The 24,396-nt window shown below is 56.7% G+C and carries 18 protein-coding genes; 13 read left to right on the top strand and 5 right to left on the bottom strand.

The features are described 5' to 3' along the window. The first annotated feature begins 2 nt into the window (after positions 1-2). The 3 genes from IDL90_RS04080 to galE are packed head-to-tail and all read left to right on the top strand — an operon-like array spanning position 3 to position 3,055. Positions 3-674 carry a response regulator transcription factor gene (locus IDL90_RS04080; protein WP_187994444.1) on the top strand — a complete coding sequence of 224 codons (672 nt, stop codon included), beginning with the start codon at positions 3-5 and terminating at the stop codon, positions 672-674. Positions 675-720: 46 nt separating this feature from the next. Then, positions 721-2,019, top strand: coding sequence for an ATP-binding protein (locus IDL90_RS04075; RefSeq protein ID WP_316930278.1), 1,299 nt, complete (start codon positions 721-723; stop codon positions 2,017-2,019). Between the two features lie 43 nt (positions 2,020-2,062). Next, positions 2,063-3,055 carry a UDP-glucose 4-epimerase GalE gene (galE, locus tag IDL90_RS04070; RefSeq protein WP_187994442.1) on the top strand — a complete coding sequence of 331 codons (993 nt, stop codon included), beginning with the start codon at positions 2,063-2,065 and terminating at the stop codon, positions 3,053-3,055. Between the two features lie 19 nt (positions 3,056-3,074). Here the strand turns inward: galE and IDL90_RS04065 are convergent, their stop codons facing one another. The 4 genes from IDL90_RS04065 to IDL90_RS04050 all read right to left on the bottom strand — a co-directional run bounded on the left by IDL90_RS04065 (position 3,075) and on the right by IDL90_RS04050 (position 6,815). Continuing rightward, positions 3,075-3,983 carry an LCP family protein gene (locus tag IDL90_RS04065; protein WP_262509058.1) on the bottom strand — a complete coding sequence of 303 codons (909 nt, stop codon included), beginning with the start codon at positions 3,981-3,983 and terminating at the stop codon, positions 3,075-3,077. Positions 3,984-4,439: 456 nt separating this feature from the next. Beyond that, positions 4,440-5,681 carry an LCP family protein gene (locus IDL90_RS04060; protein WP_187994440.1) on the bottom strand — a complete coding sequence of 414 codons (1,242 nt, stop codon included), beginning with the start codon at positions 5,679-5,681 and terminating at the stop codon, positions 4,440-4,442. A gap of 41 nt (positions 5,682-5,722) precedes the next feature. Further along, a complete protein-coding gene (locus IDL90_RS04055) occupies positions 5,723-6,124 on the bottom strand; it encodes a DUF2304 domain-containing protein (RefSeq protein WP_182141783.1) in 402 nt (133 codons plus the stop codon). A 4-nt stretch (positions 6,125-6,128) separates the two neighbouring features. Next, the gene (locus IDL90_RS04050; RefSeq protein WP_182141784.1) at positions 6,129-6,815 is read right to left on the bottom strand and encodes a glycosyltransferase family 2 protein; all 687 of its coding nucleotides are present in this window, start codon (positions 6,813-6,815) and stop codon (positions 6,129-6,131) included. Positions 6,816-7,009: 194 nt separating this feature from the next. Here IDL90_RS04050 and IDL90_RS04045 point away from each other — a divergent pair, with 194 nt between their 5' ends. The 9 genes from IDL90_RS04045 to IDL90_RS04005 all read left to right on the top strand — a co-directional run bounded on the left by IDL90_RS04045 (position 7,010) and on the right by IDL90_RS04005 (position 21,935). Next, complete coding sequence (locus IDL90_RS04045) at positions 7,010-7,609, top strand: acyltransferase (RefSeq protein ID WP_182141785.1); 600 nt, start codon at positions 7,010-7,012, stop codon at positions 7,607-7,609. 72 nt (positions 7,610-7,681) lie between these two features. Continuing rightward, positions 7,682-8,797: a DegT/DnrJ/EryC1/StrS aminotransferase family protein gene (locus IDL90_RS04040; RefSeq protein ID WP_187994439.1), complete on the top strand. Its 1,116-nt coding sequence runs from the start codon at positions 7,682-7,684 to the stop codon at positions 8,795-8,797. A gap of 3 nt (positions 8,798-8,800) precedes the next feature. After that, entirely contained in the window at positions 8,801-9,808 is a 1,008-nt protein-coding gene (locus IDL90_RS04035) for a Gfo/Idh/MocA family protein (RefSeq protein WP_187994438.1), read from the top strand. Next, positions 9,809-11,926, top strand: coding sequence for an acyltransferase family protein (locus IDL90_RS04030; protein WP_187994437.1), 2,118 nt, complete (start codon positions 9,809-9,811; stop codon positions 11,924-11,926). 266 nt (positions 11,927-12,192) lie between these two features. After that, positions 12,193-15,231, top strand: a complete 3,039-nt coding sequence (locus IDL90_RS04025) for a cell wall-binding repeat-containing protein (protein ID WP_187994436.1) — start codon at positions 12,193-12,195, stop codon at positions 15,229-15,231. 535 nt (positions 15,232-15,766) lie between these two features. After that, positions 15,767-16,591: a hypothetical protein gene (locus IDL90_RS04020; RefSeq protein ID WP_187994435.1), complete on the top strand. Its 825-nt coding sequence runs from the start codon at positions 15,767-15,769 to the stop codon at positions 16,589-16,591. Positions 16,592-16,639: 48 nt separating this feature from the next. Then, positions 16,640-18,469, top strand: coding sequence for an ABC transporter ATP-binding protein (locus IDL90_RS04015; protein WP_187994434.1), 1,830 nt, complete (start codon positions 16,640-16,642; stop codon positions 18,467-18,469). Position 18,470: 1 nt separating this feature from the next. Beyond that, the gene (locus IDL90_RS04010; protein WP_187994433.1) at positions 18,471-20,744 is read left to right on the top strand and encodes a hypothetical protein; all 2,274 of its coding nucleotides are present in this window, start codon (positions 18,471-18,473) and stop codon (positions 20,742-20,744) included. A gap of 6 nt (positions 20,745-20,750) precedes the next feature. Then, complete coding sequence (locus tag IDL90_RS04005; protein ID WP_187994432.1) at positions 20,751-21,935, top strand: hypothetical protein; 1,185 nt, start codon at positions 20,751-20,753, stop codon at positions 21,933-21,935. Positions 21,936-21,973: 38 nt separating this feature from the next. Here the strand turns inward: IDL90_RS04005 and IDL90_RS04000 are convergent, their stop codons facing one another. Next, positions 21,974-23,083: a hypothetical protein gene (locus IDL90_RS04000; protein ID WP_187994431.1), complete on the bottom strand. Its 1,110-nt coding sequence runs from the start codon at positions 23,081-23,083 to the stop codon at positions 21,974-21,976. 236 nt (positions 23,084-23,319) lie between these two features. On the opposite strand from IDL90_RS04000, the gene IDL90_RS03995 reads away from it, so the two are divergent. Next, positions 23,320-24,387: a glycosyl transferase gene (locus IDL90_RS03995; RefSeq protein WP_187994430.1), complete on the top strand. Its 1,068-nt coding sequence runs from the start codon at positions 23,320-23,322 to the stop codon at positions 24,385-24,387. Positions 24,388-24,396: the final 9 nt, after the last annotated feature.

Below are 24,396 nucleotides of genomic sequence, written 5' to 3'. Positions count from 1 at the left end.
CTATGACTACAGTACTTCTGATTGAAGACGATCCGGCCATTGCAGAGCCCCTCGCACGTGCGTTTGGGAGAGAGAACTACGACGTTCGTTCACACGGAACCGCTCGTGGCGGGCTCTCGGAAGTTGAAGAGGCGGACCTGATAGTCCTGGACCTCGGCCTTCCTGACATGGATGGTCTGGATGTCGCTCGGGAGATTCGCAGCCGGGGTCTGGATACTCCAATCTTGATTCTCACGGCGAGGACGGATGAGGCCGACATGGTCATCGGCCTTGATGCCGGAGCTGACGACTACGTAACCAAGCCGTTTCGACTGGCTGAGCTGCTGGCGCGTGTTCGTGCGCTACTGCGACGCGGGGCAGGGGAAGGTGCAGAGACTGAGCTGGTTGCCCAGGACGTGCGAATCGACATTCCAGCCCACCGTGCCTACGTCGGTGAAAGGGAACTCTCACTGACTGCAAGGGAATTTGAGCTCTTGCGGGTCCTTGTCAAGGAGGCCGGCAACATGGTTCCGCGTGAAGACTTGATGCGGGATGTCTGGGCTCAGGACCCTCAGGGGTCAACAAAAACACTGGACATGCATATCTCTTGGCTGCGCCGGAAACTGGGCGACAACGTCACTGAGCCGCACTACATCACGACGGTGCGCGGCCTAGGATTCCGCTTCGAACAGTAAGCACTGAGGTAGGTCTGCTATGCGACGCAGGGCCACAAGAATGATCATGACGGCGGTTGTCGCCGTCATTTTCGTGCTGGGCGTTCCCGCTGGAATCATGGCGGGTGTGATGATGTGGAACAGCAATCAGACGGCTTTGGACGTTCGCGCCCAGACCGTAGCGCGCGCTGTTGACCGTCGTTTGGCTGATGACAACTTTGTTCCGCAAAGCATCGTTGCAGCCTGGTCTCGCCCCGTTGATGGGCAGGGAGGCCCCACGTACACGGTGGTAACGCTACCCGGCAGGTACAAGATCGTCTCAGGTGAACCCCGAGGTGGTCCGACGCTAGATACTTACTACACCAGTTCCCAGGGTGTTCGTGTTGAGATGCAAATCAGCGCAGTCAAGGCCGTTCGGGATGTCGTGATTGTTGAGGCGTTCGTTTTGCTGGGTGTCTTAGCTTCTCTTGGTTTGGCCTGGTATTTGGCAAATGTCATGGCGCGGCGACTTTCTGCCCCCCTGATTTACCTTGCTGCGCATGCCGAGCAAATTGGTTCAGGTCAGGTGCGTGCCCAGGTGCGGCCGTCGGGAATTGAGGAGATCGACCTCGTCCAAGAAGAGCTGGTCCGTACAGGTGAGAAAATGGCGCGGCGTCTCGCTGCCGAACGTCAACGATCAGCGGACGCATCCCATCAACTTCGCACCCCTCTCACTGCCTTGTCGATGAGATTGGAAGAGATCCAAATGATCTCTGCGGAGGAAGAAGTGCGAGATGAGGCCGAGGCCGGTCTAGCACAGGTTGAACGCCTCACCAGCGTGGTCAATGAGTTGCTTGATAGTAGCCGCCGGGTTGCAAGCAACACGGAAGTGGTGCAGCTGCTCGAAGTTTTCAATACTGAACGTGAAGAGTGGGAACCCCGATTTGTGGCGCAGGGGCGCAACTTGGTGTTTGTGGATGAGGCCGCCCAGCTGGCACTGGCAGAAGAGGGGAAGCTAAGTCAGATTTTGGCGATCCTCATCGAAAATTCCCTCAACTACGGGGCTGGAACCACAACGGTGAAGACCCGCAAGGCCAGTTCGTCGCGGGCGGTGCTGGTTGATGTTTCTGACGAGGGCGAGGGGATTTCAGATGCGGATGCATCTGAGATTTTCGACATGGGCTTTTCAGGTCATGGGTCTTCGGGGATTGGCTTGGCGCTTGCGAAAGACTTGGCGCAGTCAATGGGTGCACGCCTCGAGTTGTCTGGCAGACGCCCCCCGGTATTCACACTCTCACTTTCCGCAATCCCCACTAACTTCGACCCCAACCTTGTCATGCCTGTGGCACCAATCGTTTCAGTGAGCCGTCGTACTCGAAAGTTCTAGCAACCCGGATAGATTCGCCAACACGGAGGGATAGGATAAAACCATGAGCGTATTGGTTACGGGAGGCGCTGGCTATATCGGCGCGCACGTTGTCCGACTACTACAAGAACGCGGCGAAGAAGTCATCGTTGTTGATGATTTTTCAACCGGCTCGGCTTCCCGAATCGGGGATGCAGAACTGGTTGAGGTCGACTTGGCAACGGATGAGGCCTACCGCATCCTTACAGACACAATGATCGACAAGGACGTTGACGCGGTCATCCACTTTGCCGCCAAGAAGCAGGTTGGCGAATCTGTGCAGCGTCCGGCCACCTACTACCACCAGAACGTTGGCGGCCTCGCAAACCTGTTGCGTGCCATGTATGACGCGGGCGTCAAAGAGATGATCTTCTCCTCATCCGCTGCGGTCTACGGACTGCCGGACGTGGACATGGTTCCCGAGGACGTGGAGAAGCACCCCATCAACCCCTACGGTGAAACCAAGTTGATCGGCGAGTGGATGATGCGTGACTGTGGCGTGGCTTGGGGTCTGAAGAGTGTCGCTCTTCGCTACTTCAATGCCGCTGGAACAGGTTGGACGGATCTTGAGGATCCAGCTGCGCTGAACCTGGTGCCGATCATTCTCAATCGCCTACACGCGGGCAAAACCCCCGTTGTTTTCGGTGATGACTACGACACTGCCGATGGCACGTGCGTCCGTGACTACATCCATGTCATGGACTTGGCGAACGCTCACCTGCTTGCACTCGATGCGCTTCGCAACGGCAACGCCAAGCATGGCGCTTACAACGTGGGCACCGGCACCGGTAGCTCAGTGTTTGAGGTCGTTGACGGCATCCGGGAGATTTCTGGCTGGGACTTCCCAATCGAAGTTTCTGCCCGCCGTGAGGGCGACCCCGGCTACCTCGTTGCGGACTCTTCACGAATCAAGGAAGACATGGGCTTTGAAGCCCAGTTTGGACTCGCGGATATTCTGCAGTCCGCGTGGGATGCCAACCAGATTGGACCGAAGAAGGTTCAGGTTCCCACCGATTAGATTCGAAGGCGTCCTCCTCCTACTGGGGGAGGACGAAATCTTCCTGCGTCAACGTCCCATTCTTCATGTTTTCGAAGAACCCTGGGACTGCGGCCTCATCCCACAGCATCACTGCTCCGGCCTCGTTCATTGCGTTGACTGACGAAATCGGAGGCATCCCGACGAGGCCGTCCGCAGTTGCTTTCCTCATTGCCATCATCAGTGTGGCGACGTTGAAGATGTTGGTGTTCTGCCCGACCGTCAGCGCGTTGGCGGCGGCCTCGGACAGCCGGTACTGCTTGAGCGGGTTGATCAGCACTGCGGGGCTGAGCGCCTCAGAGACGACCGCATTCATGACCTGACGCTGCCGCTGCTGACGACCAACATCCCCGGTTGGGTCCGAGTAACGCATGCGGCTGAACGCAAGCGCTTCCTCGCCGTTCGCGCGGTGGCATCCGGCTGTCCACTGCATCCCTGAGAATTCGTCGGAGACATCCGCGTCCCAACACAGCTCCACGCTTCCGAGGGCGTCAATCGTGTCGGTCACCCCAACCATCCCGATTTGTACGTAGTGGTCGACGTGGAGGCCAGTTGCCTCTTCCACGGTCTCTATCAGAAGGGGTGGCCCTCCATAGGCGAAGGCGGCATTGAGTTTGCTCATCCCGTAGCCGGGAATGTTCACGTAGGAGTCGCGCGGCAGGGACACCATTGACGCCTGCCCGTTGGGTGCGCGGTGCACCAGGATTGTGGAGTCAGAACGTTGACCCTCGGTTGGATCATCTGGGTTCCACCCGTCACGGGAGTCCGAACCCGCGAACAGGTATGTGGTACCGCGTGTGTTCGGAGCAGTGGAGGTGGCATCGACTCTGTGCATACTTGCGTTGGTGTGCCAAATCAGCCATGTTGGCCACGCAATGATGACGACGAGGACGAGGGTGAGCACCCCCATCACTTTGCGACGCCTAGATCCCCGGCGCCGTCTCTTAGGCGCCTTGCCCCGGGGGGCCGTCTGCGGCTGGGACGCCCTCGTCCCGGCAGGTGCGTGCCCTGAGGGGACGTGACTGGAAGGCTGCCCGTATGGAGAAGCTGCAGGTTGCTCGGTGAAGGGGCTTTTCTTGCGTGCCGGGGGAATCGCTGCCGGCATGGGCGCGGCAACCAAAGTTGGCTCGATGGGAGGGGGAGGCGGCGCACTTTGGCTGACCGGGGGAAAGACAGATTGTCTCTGAGGTGGGCGGTGTTGGCGGGGCGCACCTTTGGGAGCTATTGAAGGTGGTGGAAGCGGAGCCGGAGCTTCTGGCGGCGCAGCTGCTGGCGCGTCGGGGGCCGATTCCGCTCTAGGTCGCGCGCGACCTTGCCCGGGTGTGAATGAAGGAGGATTTCCCGTCATAGGTTCGGCACCTCGGCTTTAGTAGCCGTCATCACCGTAAGTCAAGCTCCCGATTTCATCGTCTGTTCTTGGGTTGCCACCCTCGATGACTTCACCATTCTCCCCAACGGTGAAGTAGTTGCCGTTGAGGTCGGAGTAGACGGTTCCGGCCGGCAACTGTGTCCCATCCTTGATGGCTTGCCAGAACTCTGCGTTCTGCGGTTCCTTGGGCAGAAGGCGGTTGGCGTCAAAATCAGCTGTAACAACGGGCATCGCGAGGAAGCGGAAGTTCTCGGGTGGTGTGTTGGTCAGAGAGGTCGCCAACCCGGCATCTGTGCGTAGGTTGGACAGCGACGGTGAGAGGCGCAGGGCGTCCAGAGCTGTACTTAGGAATGCATAAAGCTTCGGTGTGTCCGTGAGGATGTTCTGGCCCATGGCTTCTTGAACCATCGCGCCAAGTAACAGGTGTTGGCGTTGGATACGCCCCATGTCAGATCCATCGCCCGTGTGGCGGACACGCGCCAACTGGGTTGCTGTGGTTGGGTCCAACCGTTGACATCCTGCAGGAATGACAAGGTCGAGGTATTCGGGGTCATTGATTTCATCCGGAAGGCAGATGTCAACGCCACCGAGCGCCTCAATCATCCGGCTGAAACCCGTGAAGTCAATGACTGCGAAGCCGTCCGATGAGATACCGGTTATTTCCTCTGTGAGTGCCTCTGTACAGTTCACGCCGCCTGCGAGGTCGGATCCGAGCGAACCGTATGAGAAGGCCCAGTTGAACTGCCCCCACTGTGCGTAGCTGACCGAACCGTCGGTGCGCTGGCATTCTGGCAGGTAGACCCACATATCACGTGGAATTGAAATGATGTTGACGTGTTGACGGTCAGCAGAGAGATTCAGCATCAGAGTGGTGTCTGAGCGGATGGTGTCGTCGTTGTCTTCCGGGTTGATTATTGAGGCGTCTTGATCTTGCCGCGAATCAATGCCCATGAGGAGGATGTTGACCTCACGCCCGGCGAAGCTGTCAGTCAGTTGTTCAGGTTCTTCGTCGGCAGACTGGGCCGATTGAGGTTGAGCACGAAGGTGCGATGTGTCCAGTACCGAGTCTGCGGCCTGATGGTTCAAGCTGTTGTAGAGAATCGCTCCTGCTGTTCCCACAAACAGGACTACACCCAAGACTGCGGCAAGCAGAACGGACAGCCACATCCAGGATCGACGCCTAGTCGCGGAGTGTGCGGGGGTCGCAGACATTGGCTGCTCCGTATCTTTCGTACTCATCGAAAAAGAGTCTAAACCTTGAATCCCAGGGATTTACTCAACTAGTGGTGCAAATCGCCAGCGTGAGGGGGTTGCGGCCCCGATGACGAGTCAATTTCGGGCCTTTCGTCGTCTCGACGAGCAAGGGCGACTTCACGTGCCAAGGTCGTGAGCTTCTCATTGAGCATCCTGTCGCGGCGATATGAGGAGGCCATCTGTGCAAAGAGTGTAATTGTCAGCAGGTACACCAGAAGGTTGATGCCGCTCGCGACACCGATGTATCTAGCGAAGGTGTTGAACACCGATGGGAAGAGGATTGCGAAGACGGCACTGACGATGACCAGGAGCATCCCGATTCTGCGCACCGCCAGTGAGTTCGCTGTTTTCGTCGGTCGCACCAGAAAGTAGGTGATCCCGATCATTGCGACTATGAGAAGGGTTTTGATTAGCCAATAGCTGGACATTTCACTACCTCATTACCAGGTCGACCAGGATGTTCACGGAGTTAAGTAGAGACTGCCCCTTCGCCTTTGAGTAGTCCGTATATGCGATGTGTACGGGCATCTCAGCCCAAGGAAGTCCGGTGTCTGCTAACTGACTGACAATTTCTGAGGCGTGGGCCATCCCATCTTGGCGCAGTTCAACCTGTTGTAGGGCATCGCGGCGAAGTAGGCGTAGACCATTGTGTGCGTCAGTTAGGTTCAGTCCCGTTCGCTGCTTGGTGACCGCTGCCGCTGTCTTCAGAACAAGCTTCTTTGACCAACCGACCTGGGTTGCGTCGTCAAGGAACCGCGAGCCGAAAATAATTGCTAGATCATCCGTCCTCGCCCGGTCAACCATGGCCGCCGCATCGGCGACAGAATGCTGCCCATCGGCGTCGAAGGTGACGATATATCGAGCATTGGTTTGTCGGCGCACAAACTCCATACCGGTTTGTAGTGCGGCGCCCTGCCCGAGGTTGAAGGGGTGCTCGATAACGCGCGCCCCATGCTGGCGGGCGATTGCAGCGGAACCATCGGAGGATCCATCGTCGACACAAACGATGTTGGTGAATGTCCCCTTGGCATCCTCAATAACCTGGCCTATTACGGTGGCCTCATTGTAAAGAGGCACCACAAGCCAGCTGTCGTCATACCTCGGGCCAGCTTCATTCATGCCCCCATTGTGTCATTAGGCGGCATTTTCAGACATACCGCCGTATCGCTAGGATGACCTTGTTCATCACAGTCGGTCCCTTAAATGGCTTAGTTCCCAGTTGTTAGGGTTTTGTGGGCGATACGATGGACACAGCGTGGTGCTCACGTCCTGCCTAACGAAGACTGAGTGCGGCACATAGATCAAGGAGAAGTATGGTTCGCATCGTTGAATCAGCTGACGTTTCGCCCTCAGCCGTGATTGGTGAGGGATCCAGCGTTTGGCATTTGGCCCAGGTTCGTGAGGACGCCGTACTCGGTGAAAACTGCGTGATTGGTCGTGGAGCTTACATCGGCACGGGCGTTTATCTAGGGGACAACTGCAAAGTACAGAACTACGCCCTCGTGTATGAACCCGCGCAGCTTGGCCACGGGGTCTTCATCGGTCCAGCAGCGGTTCTCACCAATGATCACAACCCACGCGCCATCAACCCTGATGGTTCGATAAAGGACGCATCCGACTGGGAGCCTGTTGGGGTCACCATCGAAGAGGGTGCTGCGATTGGTGCTCGGGCAGTTTGTGTTGCCCCCGTAACGATTGGGAAGTGGGCGACTGTCGCGGCCGGGGCTGTGGTCACCAAAGATGTCAAGCCGTACGCGTTGGTCATGGGTGTTCCTGCCCGCCAGTACGGCTGGGTTGGTCGCGCGGGTGAGGTTCTGGAACCCGTCGAGGGCGCGGTGGGCCAGTTCCGCTGCCCCCAGTCCGGCACTCTATATGTCGAGGACGAGGCCGGTAGTCTTTCCGAACTCGCTTGAGTTTGATTCCCACTATGCAACCGCTCGCAACGCGAGCAACCACCTAGAAGTGTCCGCGAGAGAGGATTCGCAATGAGTAATGAGCCTAGTGTCCTAGATTTTATTCCACCTGCTAAGCCGATTATTGGTGAGGACGAGGTTGCTGCTGTTTCGGCTGTTTTGCGCTCGGGGATGGTGGCGCAGGGTCCGCAGGTGGCTGCTTTTGAGGAGGAATTCTCGGAGGCGCTGGTTGATGGGGCGTTTGCTGTTGCGGTGAATTCGGGTACTTCTGCCTTGCATTTGGCGCTTCTTGCGTCTGGTGTTGGTCCGGGTGATGAGGTGATTGTTCCGTCGTTTACGTTTGCGGCGACGGCGAACTCGGTGGCGATCACTGGTGCGACTCCGGTGTTTGTTGATATTGAGGCTGACTATTTCTGCATGGATCCCTCGGCTGCTGAGGCGGCGATTACGGAGCGTACTAAGGCGATTATGCCGGTGCATTTGTATGGGCATCCAGCGGCGATGGGTGAGTTTGAGGCGATTGCTGATAAGCATGGGATTGCTTTGTTTGAGGATGCCGCCCAGGCGCATAATGCGTCTTTGCATGGTCGTAAGGTGGGCACGTTTGGTTTAGCGGCAGCGTTTTCCTTGTATCCGACGAAGAATATGACTTCGGGTGAGGGTGGGATGATCACTACCGGTAGTGAAGAGGTAGCGCGTCGGGCCCGTATCCTGCGTAATCAGGGGATGGCGAAGCAGTACGCCAATGAGCTGGTTGGTTTGAATAATCGCATGACGGATATTCATGCGGCGATTGGTCGCGTCCAGCTCGGTAAGGTTGGGGGTTGGACCAAGCAGCGTCAGGATAACGCGGCGTTCTTGTCGGAAAACCTTGAGGGCGTTATTGTGCCTCCGGTGGCTGATGGTGCGGTGCATGTGTATCACCAGTACACGATTCGTGTTCCTGAGGGTCGTGACGAGTTTGTTGAGACCCTGCGTAATGAGTACAACGTGGGTTCGGGCGTGTATTACCCGATCCCGAATCATCGCCTGCCGTCTTTGGAGAAGTATGCTCCCCGTTTGGATCTGCCGGTAACTGAGCAGGTTGCCAAGGAGTGCATTTCCCTGCCGGTGCATCCCTCCTTGTCGCAGGCTGATTTGGAGCGGATCGTTACCGCTGTGAATGAGACTGCGAAGGCTGGAGCATAACTGATGAGTGAAACAGCAAAGCAGGCCGCGTTGCGGGTTGGTGTGTTGGGGATTGGTTCCATGGGGCGTCACCATGTGCGTAACGCCCGCGCCCTGGACGGGTTTGAACTGGTTGCCGTGGCTGACCCTTCCGGTGACAGGTTTGGTGTCGCTGGTGGTCTAACCGTGCTACCGGACGTGGAGTCCCTCATTGAAGAGGGTCTGGATGCAGCCATTGTGGCGGTGCCAACCGTGTATCACGAGGATGCGGCACTAAAGTTGGCGGCTGCTGGCGTTCACACCATGATTGAAAAACCCCTCTCCGGCAGTGTGGAATCAGGCGAACGCATCGCGAAGGCTTTTGATGAGGCTGGCCTAGTTGGTGCGGTGGGGTATGTGGAGCGTTGTAACCCGGCCCTACTTGATATGCGCAGGCGGATTGCTGAGGGCCAGTTAGGTGAGGTCTACCAGGTCGTCACGAGACGTCAGTCCCCCTACCCGGCGCGCATTAGTGACGTGGGGGTAGTCAAAGACCTAGCCACGCATGATGTTGATTTAGCGGCGTGGATCGCTGGGTCGCCCTATGAGTTGGTGTTTGCTCAAACCGCGCACCGCTCGGGCCGCGCCCATGAGGACATGGTTACCGTCTCAGGCCGCTTCCAAAACGGGGTACTGGTCTCTAACCTGGTGAACTGGCTGACCCCCTTCAAGGAACGCCTCACCGTGGTAACAGGTGAACACGGCGCCCTCGTCGCGGATACTGCCCTAGGGGACCTGACGTTCTACGAGAATGGGTCCTTCCCCGTCGAGTGGGACCAGATCGCTGCCTTCCGCGGCGTAAGCGAGGGACAGGTAACCCGTTACGCCCTACAAAAGCGTGAACCCCTAGCCGTGGAACAAGCCAACTTCCGTGACGCTATCAACGGGGAAGCAAGCAACCACGTCACCATGGAACAAGGCCTCCAAGCACTCAAAGTCACCGAAGCCATCCTCCAAAGCGCAGCATCGGGTAACAGCGTCCGTATTCCGTAGATGACACAAGCTCTTTCACAAGCACCCGCCCCCAGATCGCAAACGGGGGCGGGTGCCTCACATTTTCGGCTCGATATTCAGGGCCTACGCACGATTGCTGTCGGTGCCGTTGTCCTTTTTCACCTCTGGCCGCTACGGCTCGCGGGAGGTTTTGTAGGCGTAGATGTCTTTTTTGTTATTTCTGGCTTTCTAATTACTGGGCACCTCCTCCGCGAGGTGAACCAGACTGGATCTATACGGCTGGGACGCTTCTGGTCGCGTCGTATTGCGCGTCTGCTACCAGACTCATTCCTAGTCCTCCTAGTGGTGGCAGTTGCGACGTTCGTTATCGTTCCCAAAGACCAGTGGACGGACTACTTCTCTCAGATCCGTGCAAGTGCTCTCTACTTTGAGAACTGGCAGTTGGCATGGGATTCCGTGGACTACATGGCGATGGACTCACAACCAACCGCGGTCCAGCACTATTGGTCCCTTTCGGTAGAGGAACAGTTCTACGCCGTATGGCCGCTCCTAATCGTCCTCGCGCTGTTCGTTGTCAAGCGGTTTGCCCCGATGTACAAAGCGCACACGGTGCTCCTAATTCTGCTCTCCGCTGTAGTCGCAGCATCTCTGTGGTACTCAATAGTGGCTACCAATCGTCAGCAGTCATGGGCCTACTTCGCTTCTTTTACCCGTGTTTGGGAGTTCGCAGCGGGCGGCATCGTAGCCTTGACAGCATCGTTGGTGGGGCGACAGGCACTGGGTAGCCTAGGGACGGCTCTAGCCGGATGGATGGGAGTCGCTCTCATCATCTGGTCTGCATTTGTCTACTCTGGTGCGACGATGTTCCCCGGATACGCGGCATTGGTTCCAGTCGCGGGGACGATGCTTGTTCTGTACTTTGGGAACTCCACTTCGGCGTGGTCCCCGAAAGCGTTTCTGTCACTCCGTCCCATGGTGTGGATTGGGGGGATCTCCTACGCTGTGTACCTCTGGCACTGGCCCCTGGTCGTGATGGTTCCGTTTGTGACAGGTCATCAACTCACGACTTTCGCGAAGATAGCCATCGGCATTGCTACGTTGGTGCTGGCGCAGATTAGTACCAAGTTTGTTGAAGATCCGATGCGTCGAGGGCGTCTTCTGGGGATTCCTTCGCGCGCGTTTGCGTTTGCGATTGTTGGTGCAATCATCTTCGTTGGCATCACTGGAATCGGCTCCTGGCAGCTTGCTCGAGAGAAGGAGGTCGCTGAGCTGGCGGTATCTGAGCGCATAGCACAGCCATGTATCGGACCCTCCGCCTTAGACCCCACAAATGGGTGCGGCGACCCTATGGGCACGGGGGAGTACCTAGTCACTCCCGAGGCCGTGGCCACCCAGAACGAGGACGTGCCATTCAAAGAATGCCAGGTAGGCATCAGGACAAGCGACGTCATTGAGTGTGTACTTGGGGTGGATCCCTCGGAGGCAACTCGTCACCTGATGCTGGTAGGGGACTCGCACGCCACTCAATGGGCGCCTGGGTTGAGCGAGGCGGCACACGAACATGTATGGACGGTTGACACCTTCATGAAGTCTTCCTGTCCTCTCACACTTTCGCGGAGGGTTTTGAACAGTGAGCAGACATCGGAAGCCGGTGACTCGTGTGAGGCTTGGAGCACCGAGGTCCTTGAGAGGGTCAAACAGAGTGACGCTGACACCGTCGTGCTCACCAGTTATCAGAGCGCGTATGAGTGGGCCGAGCGAACAGATGTGTCAGGGTACGGAGATCCTGTTGATGGTTTTGCCGCAGTGTTCGCCCAGATTGCCGATACGGGTAAGGATGTCGTGGTGATCAAAGCAGTCCCACGGACCGCTGGCGGTCCCGTTCCCGGTTGTCTACTCTCGAATAGCAGGACGTTGGAGTCCTGTGGACTGCTTCGCAAGGATGCGCTTCCTGAAGACTACATGGCAGCTGCCGTCGAGAAGCTCGACCGACCCGACGTTCGCATTGTGGACCTTGATGACCAGTTCTGCGATCACACTTGGTGTTACCCGGTGGTAGGGGATGTTGTCGTCTACAGGGACTACAGCCACCTGGCTCCGGACTACGCCAAGCTCCTCATGCCCTGGGTCCTACCTGCCTTGGAAGGCGCCCAATAAATACATCAGTGTAGTTTTCATTAGTGAGTGTGGCCCCTAGTCAAGAGGTGTTACGGTTGTTGTTGGTGTGACGATTGTTGTCTATCACCAGCTCAACAGCAGGCGTAATTGGAGTGTGATTCCGCATGGCAGCAGTGCCGCAACGGAGAACCTGGTCGGGGCGGACAGGTGCCGCAATAGTCTCACTTGGCGCATGTTGCGCCCTTGTGATGGGGACAGCATTGGTGGGGCTAAGCGCCCCGGCTGCCGCAGCAGACGATAGTCCTATGTCTGTTGAACCTACGGTCAGTGAAGTCGAGTTCGTCGAAGCTGCGGTTGAGTCCGGATACACGGATGGTGAAGCGGTTCCAGAGGAGGTCGGAGACCTTCAACAGGTGGAAGCCGTTGCCCCCGGTTCCGTGGAACAGTTGGATGCGGACGTTGACGCACAGGCGCGTCGCGCCCTCGAAGGTGAAGTAGACGTCAATATCGTTCGCACTGATCTCAAGACCGATAACGCTCTGATTGCTGTCACTTGGGATCCGCAGGCGACAGATCCGGAGTTGGTCTCTCTGCGCTATCTACTTGATGGAACGTGGTCTGAGTGGGTCTCTCTGGAGGTTGCAGAAGAACCAGGGGATGAGACGGAAGGCGCAGCTACCGTAGCTGGGACAGAGCCGTTCTCACTGTTCTTTGCGGATGCAGTTGAGGTGGTAGCGCGCGGCACGGATGACGTGTCGATTCCCGGATTAACGCTGGTTGTCATTGATGCCGAGTCAACTGAACCACTTGAGAACAACCTCGCTGAACTTGCGGAAGAGGCCTCGGACGAAGATGCAGTGGAAGAAACTGCTGTGGAAGAAACAGTGCCGGACCAAGAAGAGCCAGTCGAGGGTAACCCACAATCGGAGACAAGCGTCGGTGACGAACTGCTTGAGCTGGAAGGTGCTGTTGAAGGCACTGGTGCCTCATTCCGCAGCGCATCGACATCCGTTCTCAGTTCAAGTGTTGGCGGTGTAATTCCTGCAGCTTTGAACTCAGCTGGCACGGTTTTTGACACCGGTTACGCAGGCTTGAAGATCAACACCCGAAAGGCGTGGGGTGCCAACGAATCGTTGATGACTTGGACGCCAAAGGCCAACAAGATTCAGGGTGCAGTAATTCACCACACTGAGAGCTCTAACAACTACACGCAGGCTCAGGTAGCCCAGCAAATCCGCAATATCTACGAATACCATGCGGTGGAACTTAAGTGGGGCGACATCGGTTACAACGTCATTGTCGATCAGTTCGGTGGAGTTTGGGAAGGTCGTGCCGGGGGCTTGACGAACCAGATCCATGCGGCGCACGCCGGAAACGCAAACAGCGCGACCTTTGGGATCACGGTCATGGGCGGATTCATGAAAGAAGCCCCGATCGCCGCGGCACAAGATTCAGTTGCAAAGACGATTGCTTGGAAGCTACAGCTGCACGGCATCAACTCTGTCGACGGAAAAATCTCGGTACTGCACCAGAGTGGGAAGTACGTTTCGGTCCCAGTTGTTTCCGCGCACCGTGACGTCGGATGGACCGACTGCCCAGGAGATGCGTTCTACACGCGGATTCCAAGCATTCGAAGCTCGGTTGCGGCATACATGAAGGCAAACTCCGGATCCGGCTCAGTGGTTACCCCGGGAACGCCAGGCTCCGCAACAACTGGACTACCAGAAACATTTGATGCCGCCAACATCATCAGCGACGCACTCTTCTACAATCCGGGCACGATGACAGAGGCGCAGATCAAAGCTGCAATCGAAAAGCAGGGGAGTGCCTGCAAGCCAGGGAGCGGAACCACCTGCCTGAAGGACACCAAGTTCCCCACAGTGAACCTGACGACTTTGCGCGGCGGTTGCCAGCCTCTGAACATGTCTGGCAGCCAGGCTCCCTGGACCATCATCTCCAAGACAGCTCAGGCCTGCGGCCTGAACCCGCAAGTCATCCTGACAACGCTGCAGAAAGAGCAGTCTGGTCTTACTCAACCCAAGTCGGCTGCCACCTGGGCCAAGGCTATGGGTAGTGGCTGTCCTGATGGGAGCGGTTGTGACCCGGCGCAGGGTGGCTTCCAGAAGCAGGTCTACTACGGGGCAGACAAGCTGGTTTCCTACAAGATCAAGTCGATGGCCGGACACGTCGATGCTTTCAGAGCGGGCCGTGCAGTGACGGTCGCGCACAATTCGTCGCCCTCCTGCGGCTCACAGTCTCTCCTATATAAGAATGTCGCTACGGCCTCCCTCTATGAGTACACGCCTTACATCGGCAACTCATCCGTAAGCGGGTGTGGTCCAACCGGGCAGAAGAATTTCTACGACATCTTTAAGAGGTTCTTCCCAGAGACGGTTGGCACCAAACCTCAACTGGCGGTCTCTCGCCTGGCTGGATCGGACCGCGTTGCAACCAATGTTGCCGTTAATAGTCAGACGATGAAGGCCGGAGCACCGCTATTCATTGCAACGGCAAGTGACTTTGCGGATGCTCTATCGGTTGGCCCCGCGGTAAGCGTATTAGGGGGTTCCCTGATGCTGACGAGCCCCTCGGCGATGAGTGGTGCGAGTCTCAATCTGGTCAAAACCAAGAAGCCCTCCCACATATACATCATTGGCGGGACTGGCGCAGTGTCGAACGCGGTTGTGTCCCAATTGAAGGCGGCAGCACCCGGAGTAGGTGTCACCCGCGTCTCAGGGGCGGACAGATATGCAACCTCAACCGCGATTTTGGATCAGTTCTTTAGGTCAAGAAGTGTGTCAACGGTTCTGATTGCAACCGGTCGTGACTATCCGGATGCCCTGACAGCTGCCGCAGCGGGTGGGGCCCTGAATGCGCCGGTGCTACTTGTCGATGGAAAAGCAGCCAAGAGTGTTACGGGTGCAGCCGCGAGTTTCCTCTCTTCGAAGAAGCCCGGCAAGGTGGTGTTGGTTGGAGGCGATGGCGTCATCTCATCGACACTTGAGGCCAGCCTGCGCAAGAGCTACAGCGGGATGACCAGGGTGAGTGGCGTTGACCGCTACAAGACCAACATCGCTGTGAATGACTATGTCTCGAAGAACGGTGGCGCCGCGCCTACGGGCTTGTGGGTCGCAACGGGACGTGACTTCCCAGATGCTCTGTCGGCCGCAGTACCTGCAGGCGTCGCAAACCAACGGCTGGTGCTTGCCAACGGAAGCTGCCTCCCGAAACCTGTAGTCTCACAATGGATTGGGGCCAGTACCTCCAAGGTATCCACAGTGCGACTGGTTGGTGGTGACGGGGTGCTACCGACTTCAGTGCAGAACCTTACCGAGTGCAGTTAGCTATCAAGCACTCGTCCCCGGGTCTGTCAACGCGTCCCCGTGATCTACCAACCGGTTCCTAATCCCAAGAATGCCGAGCCTTAGGGGTTCTGCAGGAGTGCCCATTTGCGAGGATAGATATCCTGAACCCATGGACAGTGAAACTGATTCAAGGTCGGTCATGAAGTCTGCGGTACTCTCGATGGCACCGTGCCTACCACCGCAAGTGCGACGCGTGATAGTTCCAGACGAGAATGCGTGGACACGCCGTGATGACAGCTCCGTTGCCCGCGGGAGTCGAGGTGGGAAATCTCTGCTAGTAGGACCACTCAATACCGCCGGCCAGGCCAAACGATGGGCTGATTCCGCATCCCTGATTCCGGGACTGGAAGCCGTGAGCCTTTGCGCGACGAGAGATTTGAGTGCTCTCTCATTTCCTGCGGATATCACCACGTCGCTCAACGCAACAAGGCACTCGCCAACGTGGTCTCGAAGGCAGAGCCGCGAGCTTCTCAGCAATTTCTCGCACGTGCTTATTGAATCCGCGACTCCGATCATGGGAGTTCGATTTGGTCGAGACCTCACACGGGAGGTCGATGCGTTGCGCGATGCGGGCGTCAAGGTGGGTCTGATCTGGCATGGCTCTGACATTCGGCTCCCGTCCCATCATTCACGGGCTCACTCAGGTTCGCCATTCAGGTCTGACCTTGGTGGCTTGACATCGAATCTCCAGAGGATTGCTGAGGCAAATGCGGCTGTTGCCGATCAGCTTCAACTGTCCGAGTTTGTTTCAACGCCGGACCTCCTCGAGTACCGCACGAATGCAACCTGGTTGCCGACTTTGCATGATTCCGCACTGTGGGGTTTGGGGGTAGATCTGTCCTCCGAAGCGAGGAGACACCCCAACCGAGCCGCAGGAGCATCCAAACTGAAGGTGGTTCATATTCCATCTCGCGCGGCACTGAAGGGAACCTCGCACATCCGTGAAGCAGTCGCCACAATTTCGGATTTGGTTGAGTACGTTGAACTTCAGGGGCTGACTCCGACAGAAGTTGTCGAACACGTGGCAGGGGCGGAGGTTGTTATTGACCAAGTTGGAATGGGCTTGTTCGGGGTCGCTTCCCTAGAGGCCATGTCCTTGGGCAAAGTTGTGGTGGCGGAGGTGGGGACATTCACTAGGGAGCGCATCCTGGAACTCACGGGAGCTGAAGTTCCAATTGTTGAGGCAACTTCGTCAACCATTGCGGAAACTGTACGTATGCTCGCAGGTGATGACGGTCTTCGACAAGAGATTGGAGAAAGGGGTCGCAAGTACGTGTCGGAAGTCCATACGCCACAAAGGGTTGGGCGGACGCTTGATGAAGATTTCTTGAGTCAATGAGCATTTGATCGGCAGGGTGACCGTTTGGGGCACGGCTATGCTGGTCCAATGAAGAAACGTGGAAACCCTAAGAAGAAGGGGAGTCTTCGAGATCTCCTCCACACTCTCTCGGAACTCTTCACGGTTCTACCTCCGGGAGCCAAGACCTTCTACATTTGGTACGCGATCTTATCCGGAGCAGTTGGCCTCATGGAGACGGCTGCACTTGGGCTAATGCTGCTTGTCATCACTCCAATAGTTTCTGGAACTGCTGTCGCTCTACCCCTGATTGGCGCAGTTCCCGAAAGTTGGACCCTTGGTCTAGTCCTCGCGATGTGCGTCATCTTCATCTTGAAAGGCGTTCTGGCGGTCACGATGCACTGGTTTGCGACTCGTCGATTTGCCCGGTATGAACTGGAAGTTGGCAATGATCTCTTCCGCGCATACACGCGGTCGACGTGGGAGCAGAGGTCTCAACTCAGCACAGCAGAAGTAACTCGAATCGTCGATTCCTCGATGGCGAACACCAATCTTGGTTTCATCCTCCCTCTTTCACAGATTCCCTCCAACGTGGTGTCATTCGTATCAACGTTGATTGTTCTGGTGATAGCAGAACCGTGGATTGCACTAGTTGCATTGATATACCTAGGGGTAGTCGCGCTTTTGATCATGGTCGTTCTGAACCGACGCATGCGGCTTGCTGGACTGCACAACCGCCTCTATGGATACAAGGTTGCGACGATCATGACCGAGATGGTCGATGCGCTCAAAGAGGTCACTCTTCGCGGCAAGCTCGACGAAGTGGGTGACGTCGTTAAGCAGAACCGCCGTAGAGCTACTCGTGCACGGGCAAACATCTCGTTCCTCGGTGTTGTACCAAAGTACGCCATGGAGTCTGCACTAATTGGTGGCTTCCTTCTTGTTGGCGGATTTGCCTACTGGGCCGGTGGTATCAATCAGGCACTGTTCGCAATTGCCTTGTTTGGTGTGACTGGTTTTCGCATGATCCCGGCACTCAACTCTGTTCAGGCGACATTGGCTCAGGCCTCTGCTAACGAGGTGTATGCGAAAGACGTTATTCGTGAGCTCCGCAAGGTTGAGGTTGAAGAGGTGATTAGGCTCTCTGAAGACACAGAGGTCTTGCCGGGGCAACCTAAAGAGCTGCTACTGAGCGGCGTTGGGTTCCGATATCCGAAGGCAGAGAAGGACGTTCTGGATGATATAAATCTGACCGTACCTTTTGGATCAACCCTAGCGATTGTTGGACCGTCTGGAGCGGGTAAGTCCACCTTGGTGGACATCCTGCTAGGTCTGAGCGAAGCGGATCGTGGTTCAATGACTATCGACGGCATACCCCTCAAATCAGTAATGGGGCAATGGCGTGCTCGCGTTGGATACGTCCCCCAACGCGTGGCACTTTTTGACTCTTCTATTGCCCAGAATGTTGCGCTTACTTGGACGCCTGACTATGACCAAGACTTAGTTGTAGCAGCGCTTGAGCGGGCCGACCTCGAGGAGTTGGTGCACCGTGGACGCGGGATTGATGAGCACATTGGTGAGAGAGGCAGCGCCGTCTCAGGTGGTCAACAGCAGAGAATCGGCATTGCACGAGCGCTTTACTCGGATCCGTTGGTCATGGTTATGGATGAGGCAACCAGTGCGCTTGACACCGCAACGGAACGACGCGTTACCGAGTCGATGGAGCGCTTGCAAGGTGAGGTCACATTCATTACTGTCGCCCACCGCCTAGCAACTGTTCGTAACTACGACCAGATCTGTTACCTCGACCAAGGACGAATCCTGGGCCACGGCACGTTCGAGGAAGTGGTTCACCAGGTTCCAGACTTTGCTAGGCAGGCCGCGCTGGCTGGACTGCTATCGGAGAGCGGAGAGGCTTGAGATGATCACGGCAGGAAACGGCAAAGACTCACGGAGCGCTGAGCCCGCAAAAGGTCATCCCACGCTGTTAATAGTTTCTTACTCCGACATTGCGAAAGATGCGCGCCTCAGGAAGCAGATCGACCTGTTCACTGAGAGCTATGACGTGACGGTTTATGGGTTTGGTGAGCCCTTCGATACGAATGCCCAACTGCTTTTGCACGACAGTGCAGACACTCGTCGCACCGAGCGGATTCGGGCTGCCCTGCTACACGCAAAGCAGTATCGATTAGCGCAGCATTTTGAAGCAAACAACATTGCGGCACGAGAGGTGCTAAAAGGACGAGAGTTTGATGTGGTCCTCACCAACGACATCGAGCCAGTGGGCCTCGCAATCGAGCTTTTTGGCGCTGACAAAGTACACGCTGATCTACACGAGTACTACCCGGGTCTGCACGATCAGAACCCCGCGTGGGTAAAACTCCGCCACCCTTACTACCGATGGATGCTGTTGAACCAGGCTTCTAAGGCGGCTTCAGTTACAACAGTGTCCCAGGGTATCGCGGATAGATATGAGAAGGAGTTCGGCTTTACTGCCGCTGTAGTTGAGAATGCGCTTCCATATATGGCAACAAAGCCAGGACCTGTAGGTGACACCATCAAGTTGGCGCATTCGGGAGCAGCGCTGCCGAACCGAAGCATAGAAACCATGATGAGAGCCGCTGCGGCTTCCAGTAACTCCATTACTCTTGACCTCTATCTCACCGGCACTGGTACTCCGTACTACGATTCCCTCTGGGCGTTGGCTGCCGAGCTGGGGCCTCGCATCACACTTCACCAGCCCGTGGTTAGCGAGGATTTGATTCCGACTCTCAGCCAATACGACCTGGGAATACATATTCTTCCGGCCACGGCAACAAACAATATGTTGGCCCTACCAAACAAGTTCTTCGACTTCGTACAGGCGGGCCTTGGGTTGATTGTTGGCCCAACCGAGGAGATGTCGAGACGCATCAACACTTTCAACATTGGCGCGGTCACTAAAGACTTTCAGCTGGAGAGCCTGGTAGAGACTCTAGATGGTCTTTCAACATCTCAGGTTGAAGACTGGAAGCGGAACTCTGAAGTTGCCGCTCGAAAGTTGGATGTCACCAGCATGCTGTGTGTGTGGAAGGATGCCGTCGATACGATTGCTAGTGATGCGAGGACAGAGATCGAGGTTGATGCAGTCATCCCGGTTCACCGCGCTGATCGTCCGGTTGCTCGTGCAGTGGCCTCGCTCTTCGAAGGAAACAAGACAAAGACCCGCGCGATTGTTATTGCTCACAATATCGATGTCGCTGTCATAGAGAAGGCCCTGGGGAGCTGGGCTGATGATCCTCGGGTTCTACTCTCAAGCCTGGTAGACCACATTCCAAGTCCATCTGGCCCAATGAATCATGGATTTGACCTGGCAACGGCTCCTTTTACTACCCTGCTGGGTTCTGACGACACCCTCGAGCCCGGAGCAATCGATCGCTGGGTAACGATCGCAAATGATGCGAAAAACCCTGCCGATTTCGTGATTGCGAATCGTTCTGATACCTCCGGGATCACTGCCGCCGTACCTCCGGTTCGAGCCGGGCGTCGAGTCTGGCTCGACGGTGCGAAGGATCGGTTGTCCTACCGCGCTGCACCCCTCGGACTGTTGCGCCGGGCAACCTTCGGGAAGCTTCGCTTTCCGCAAGGTGTCTTCTCAGGTGAAGATATTGAGTTCTCCAATCATCTTTGGTTCTCCGGAGCCAACATTGCGTTTGCGTTCGGGAGCCCGGGATACCTAGTCCACGAAGACCAAGGTGTCCGTGTCACTACGACCCTTCGCAGCATCAACGACGAGTTCATCTGGGCGGGCAGCGTCCTAGATAAGAGCAAACCCTGGATGCGCAGCAAGCATGACCGACAGGCGTTTATCGTGAAGATGCTTCGCAAGAACGTGATTGATGCGGTGCGTAATCGGGTGCCAGATGAGTGGGACCTGACCGCTGCACGGCAAATGCAGGAGTTGCTGATCCAGGTTTTCGACATGGAGCCGGATGCATTCGGATTTCTCTCAAAGTCTGAAGCAGAGCTAATTGCGGCTCTGCTACGTGGAGAACAGGATTCCTCTCGTTTGGAGAGTCTATTGGGAGCAGCTCTCAACGTTCATTCTGTTGGGTCCCTCCTGCCTGTCATGATGCGAAACCTCTTCTCTGCGCAAGCGCCGTTGGCCTACCACTTGGCAGGACGTACTTTGGTTCGTCAACTACGTAGAAAGTAGGCGACAGTGGCAGGACTGATAGCTCGGTCAATCGGGCAGAAGATCCTTCAGGCTGGAGCGCTCTTACCCACTCCAGTTCGGGTCAAGCTGCCAGGCGGCCGCCTAGTTTGGGGGGACTCAGACGAGGCGACAGTCGCAGTCGCGCGCCCGGGAAACACGAGGCTACTCGTTGGGCCGGCAAACTTCGCTGGACAGGGCTACGAATGGGCGCGGGCGGCGCAGACTCTTCCCGGAGTGTCAGCCGTCAACCTCGAACGTATCGGAGGAAACGGCCCCGGCGGTTTTGCGACAGACTTCGGTGTTGTCCCAAATGTTGCCGACTTCTCGCCGCGGTGGGCCGCCAGACAGCGTCGAGCTCTCTCTTATTTCACGCACGTGCTCCTAGAGTCTGGGATTCCCCTCTACTCCGCAGCTCGTAGAGAAGTGCTCGCTGCGCACGTGCGTGAGCTCCAGGACCTAGGACTGGTCGTAGGCCTACTTTGGCATGGCAGTGATGTACGCCAGCCTGAAGTGCATGGGCGAATTGAGAAGCACTCTCCCTTCAATGAGACAGACCTATTGGAGCCCATTAGAGCAACAACGATGTGGGCGCACAGTGCCGCCGATGAGCTTGGTATCCCGGAGTTCGTCTCTACGCCAGATCTGCTGCAGTACCGTCCAAGTGCAACGTGGTTACCAACCGTTGTTGATAGTCAGGCTTATCTGCCAGATCAGAACCAGAGGGCCTCGAACATACCGGTGGTGCTACATGCCCCAAGCAAGGCATTGATGAAAGGAACTGATCATGTCCGGAGGGCAGCCGTCACGTTGCAGGCTGAAGGATTGATTGATTATCGGGAAGCTTCCGGCTTGTCACGGGAAGAACTCCGCGAAGTGATGAAGCAGAGTGACATCGTGGTGGACTCTCTATCACTGGGGATGTACGGCGTTGTTTCCGTAGAGGCGATGCTGCTTGAGAAAGTGGCCGTGGCGAACGTGTGGGAGTCTGCTCGGGATCAAATCCTTTCATCAACTAGCCTCACGACTCCCGTAGTTCAAGCTGACCCCTCTAACGTGGAGACCGTCCTCCGAGGGCTGGCCGAAGATATGTTGCGGCGGGACAAGCTAGCTGGGGAGGGGCGAATTTACGCATCCAAAGTCCATTCCCTCGCACGAGCCGCGAAGGTGTTGGAGCCATTTCTTCGAAGCTGATAGAGCCTTCCGGACAACAATGAACTTGATGGGTAGGGCTAGCTAACTATCTCCAAGAACCGGCGACCCTCTGCTTCGGCGTTTACGCTCTGGGCGACAACGTGAGAGGAGCTCTTCATACGCAGGACCTCGTCGGGGGTGAGCTCTTTGAGGCTCGCAGCTAGCTCCCGCCCACTGTGCCCGGGGACTACGATACCGTTGCCCCACTTTCGCACCCAGGGCGCCATTGTGAGGTCGTCGCGCACCGCTAGCGCCAGACGCCCTTGCACGGCTTCGTAGAATTTGTTGGGAGAGGCGTACTTCAGGTTGTCCTTGAGTGGTGGAAGGTAGACAACTTCGACGTCATATTCATTGATTCTCTTTGCGATCTCAAGCATGGGCGCGGGAGGTACCACTGCCATCCTCTCCCGAGCCGGACTGCTTTTAATCAGTGATTGGAGCCAGGCATGTGTAGCGGGGTCAGGCATAATCATGAAGTATGCTTCGAAGTTCTTGGGGAGGAGAGACATCGCATCAACGATCTGTTGCAGGCCGCGCTCAGTGCTCCCCATTCCATGGAAGAGGAGTTTGATCTTTCCATCGCCTCGTTCGACCGGCTGAATATCCTCATACGCGGGCACGTTACGACTTGGCGTGGGGGTTTCTATCCCCAGCTCTTTTACATAGAGATTACCGATCTCTTCATTGACCACCGTCCTCGTATCGATGTGAGGGTTGGCTATCTGGCGGTATTGCCAGCGATAGTAAGGTGACGCCAACTTGGCGCCAAGTGTGTTTCGACGGCGGTCGGGACGATGCTTCTCATGAAGGTCAACATGTATATGGGCTTTTCCAAGTGCCGCCCCTAGCGATTTGGTATTTGCCAGCCAGGGGAGGAACTCGACCTCGTTCAGGACAATCAGATCATACTCACCGCGTTTGACGCGTTCTCGTGCGACTTCGGGAACCCTGTCCAATAGCTGCCGCCGGAATGAGAACCTGCGGGGCAAAACAGCTCCTGCAACAACGTATCCAATCTTGCTGGTGAGCCACTTTGCCGGAGCTGAGAGGGTGAATGTATCGCGCACACTTACGGGAGGTTCAGTTCCCAGCCCAATAACGTCGACATCCCAACCATCGCTTGTTAGCCACTCTGTCTGTCGGTACACCCTAGGGTCTCTGGGGATGTCGGAGTACGAAACAACAAGGGCAGTTTTGCTTCTTGGGGCAGAAGTGCGCATTTCCTCTGAAACCTATCTCAAGGGGTGTCATGGTGGGCCGTGACATCGGTGTGGTTACAGGATATTCGAAGGCTTACCGTTATTAGAATGTGCGACTGTAATCTCGTAAGCTTGTGACAATAGCGATCGGTGGCTCGGCAAGGCCCAAACTGGAGGTGGGACGTTTGTCTCGGAATGTTGCTGAGGTCGTCATTGCTTGCCATTCTGCGGAACGGCCGCTCGGGCGTGCCGTCGCCTCGGTTCTAGAAGGGAATGGTGACTTAGCCACCGTTACCGTGGTCGCCCACAATATATCCGCAAGCGTGCTTCGGGACTCTCTGACGCCCAGGCACGCAACGCAAGTACGTTGGCTTGAGTTGGCTGACGGGACACGATCGCCAGCCAATCCCTATAACTTCGGCACAAGTAAAGTCACCGCCGAATGGGTGAGCTTGCTGGGTTCGGATGATTTTCTGCAACCCGGTGCGGTAGCCGACTGGTTGACACAGTCGGCGCGAGCAGATGCCGTCATTACGCGGCTTCTGTATGACCGCGGAGGTGTCGTGAGGACCCCCCCTGTGAGGCCATTTACGCGATCAGAGCGGGATGCCGTTCGGGACCGTCTCTACTACCGCAGCGCTCCACTTGGTCTCATGAGACGTGAATACTTGGAGGCAAATGACTTCGCGTGGGACCCTGACTTAAAGGCCGGAGGCGACCTGCGCCTTTCGACGCTACTGTGGTCTGAGGGTCGGGTTGCTGTCCAGACTGCAGGACCCGGGTACGTCATAGGTGCAGACGCTTCAGACAGGGTCACAATGCGTTTGGCGCCATTAAGCGATGAGTTGAGCCATGTCGAACGCGCCTGGGGACACACTGGTTGGGCGCGCGCCCTCACCGGAGCGCAGCAGAGGGCGCTGGCCGTTAAATACTTGCGAATCCATTTCTTCGGCGCCGCGTACTACCGGGCGATCAATGAAAGGTGGGGTGTTGGAGACCGTGAAACTATGGCTGCGGCCATTGAGATGGTCTTGCGACGCGCCCCGTCAGCCCTGTGCCCGCTCTCGGTCGCGGACCGCCGACTCTTGTCCGCACTTAGAGATACTGCAGTTCCCGATGCAGAAGTAAACAGGCTTGCCAAAGCTCGCCGTAGTTTCCTTCGTCCCTCTGCTCTTGTCCCGAAAGATTTAGCTTCCCTGTTTGACCGGGAGGCCCCACTTCGGTTCATGGCCTCTTCCGCGTTAGTCAGATAGGAGAGCGAT

It is taken from the genome of Schaalia sp. JY-X159 (assembly GCF_014525425.1).
Taxonomy (GTDB): domain Bacteria; phylum Actinomycetota; class Actinomycetes; order Actinomycetales; family Actinomycetaceae; genus Scrofimicrobium.
This window is presented reverse-complemented; position numbering and strand designations above follow the sequence as displayed.

Excerpts from the sequence above, each read along its gene's own strand:
- IDL90_RS04080 (WP_187994444.1), top strand. The coding sequence starts at position 3 with ATGACTACAGTACTTCTGATTGAAGACGATCCGGCCATTGCAGAGCCC.
- IDL90_RS04075 (WP_316930278.1), top strand. The coding sequence starts at position 721 with ATGACGGCGGTTGTCGCCGTCATTTTCGTGCTGGGCGTTCCCGCTGGA.
- galE (WP_187994442.1), top strand. The coding sequence starts at position 2,063 with ATGAGCGTATTGGTTACGGGAGGCGCTGGCTATATCGGCGCGCACGTT.
- IDL90_RS04065 (WP_262509058.1), bottom strand. The coding sequence starts at position 3,983 with ATGGGGGTGCTCACCCTCGTCCTCGTCGTCATCATTGCGTGGCCAACA.
- IDL90_RS04060 (WP_187994440.1), bottom strand. The coding sequence starts at position 5,681 with ATGAGTACGAAAGATACGGAGCAGCCAATGTCTGCGACCCCCGCACAC.
- IDL90_RS04055 (WP_182141783.1), bottom strand. The coding sequence starts at position 6,124 with ATGTCCAGCTATTGGCTAATCAAAACCCTTCTCATAGTCGCAATGATC.
- IDL90_RS04050 (WP_182141784.1), bottom strand. The coding sequence starts at position 6,815 with ATGAATGAAGCTGGCCCGAGGTATGACGACAGCTGGCTTGTGGTGCCT.
- IDL90_RS04045 (WP_182141785.1), top strand. The coding sequence starts at position 7,010 with ATGGTTCGCATCGTTGAATCAGCTGACGTTTCGCCCTCAGCCGTGATT.
- IDL90_RS04040 (WP_187994439.1), top strand. The coding sequence starts at position 7,682 with ATGAGTAATGAGCCTAGTGTCCTAGATTTTATTCCACCTGCTAAGCCG.
- IDL90_RS04035 (WP_187994438.1), top strand. The coding sequence starts at position 8,801 with ATGAGTGAAACAGCAAAGCAGGCCGCGTTGCGGGTTGGTGTGTTGGGG.
- IDL90_RS04030 (WP_187994437.1), top strand. The coding sequence starts at position 9,809 with ATGACACAAGCTCTTTCACAAGCACCCGCCCCCAGATCGCAAACGGGG.
- IDL90_RS04025 (WP_187994436.1), top strand. The coding sequence starts at position 12,193 with ATGTCTGTTGAACCTACGGTCAGTGAAGTCGAGTTCGTCGAAGCTGCG.
- IDL90_RS04020 (WP_187994435.1), top strand. The coding sequence starts at position 15,767 with ATGGGAGTTCGATTTGGTCGAGACCTCACACGGGAGGTCGATGCGTTG.
- IDL90_RS04015 (WP_187994434.1), top strand. The coding sequence starts at position 16,640 with ATGAAGAAACGTGGAAACCCTAAGAAGAAGGGGAGTCTTCGAGATCTC.
- IDL90_RS04010 (WP_187994433.1), top strand. The coding sequence starts at position 18,471 with ATGATCACGGCAGGAAACGGCAAAGACTCACGGAGCGCTGAGCCCGCA.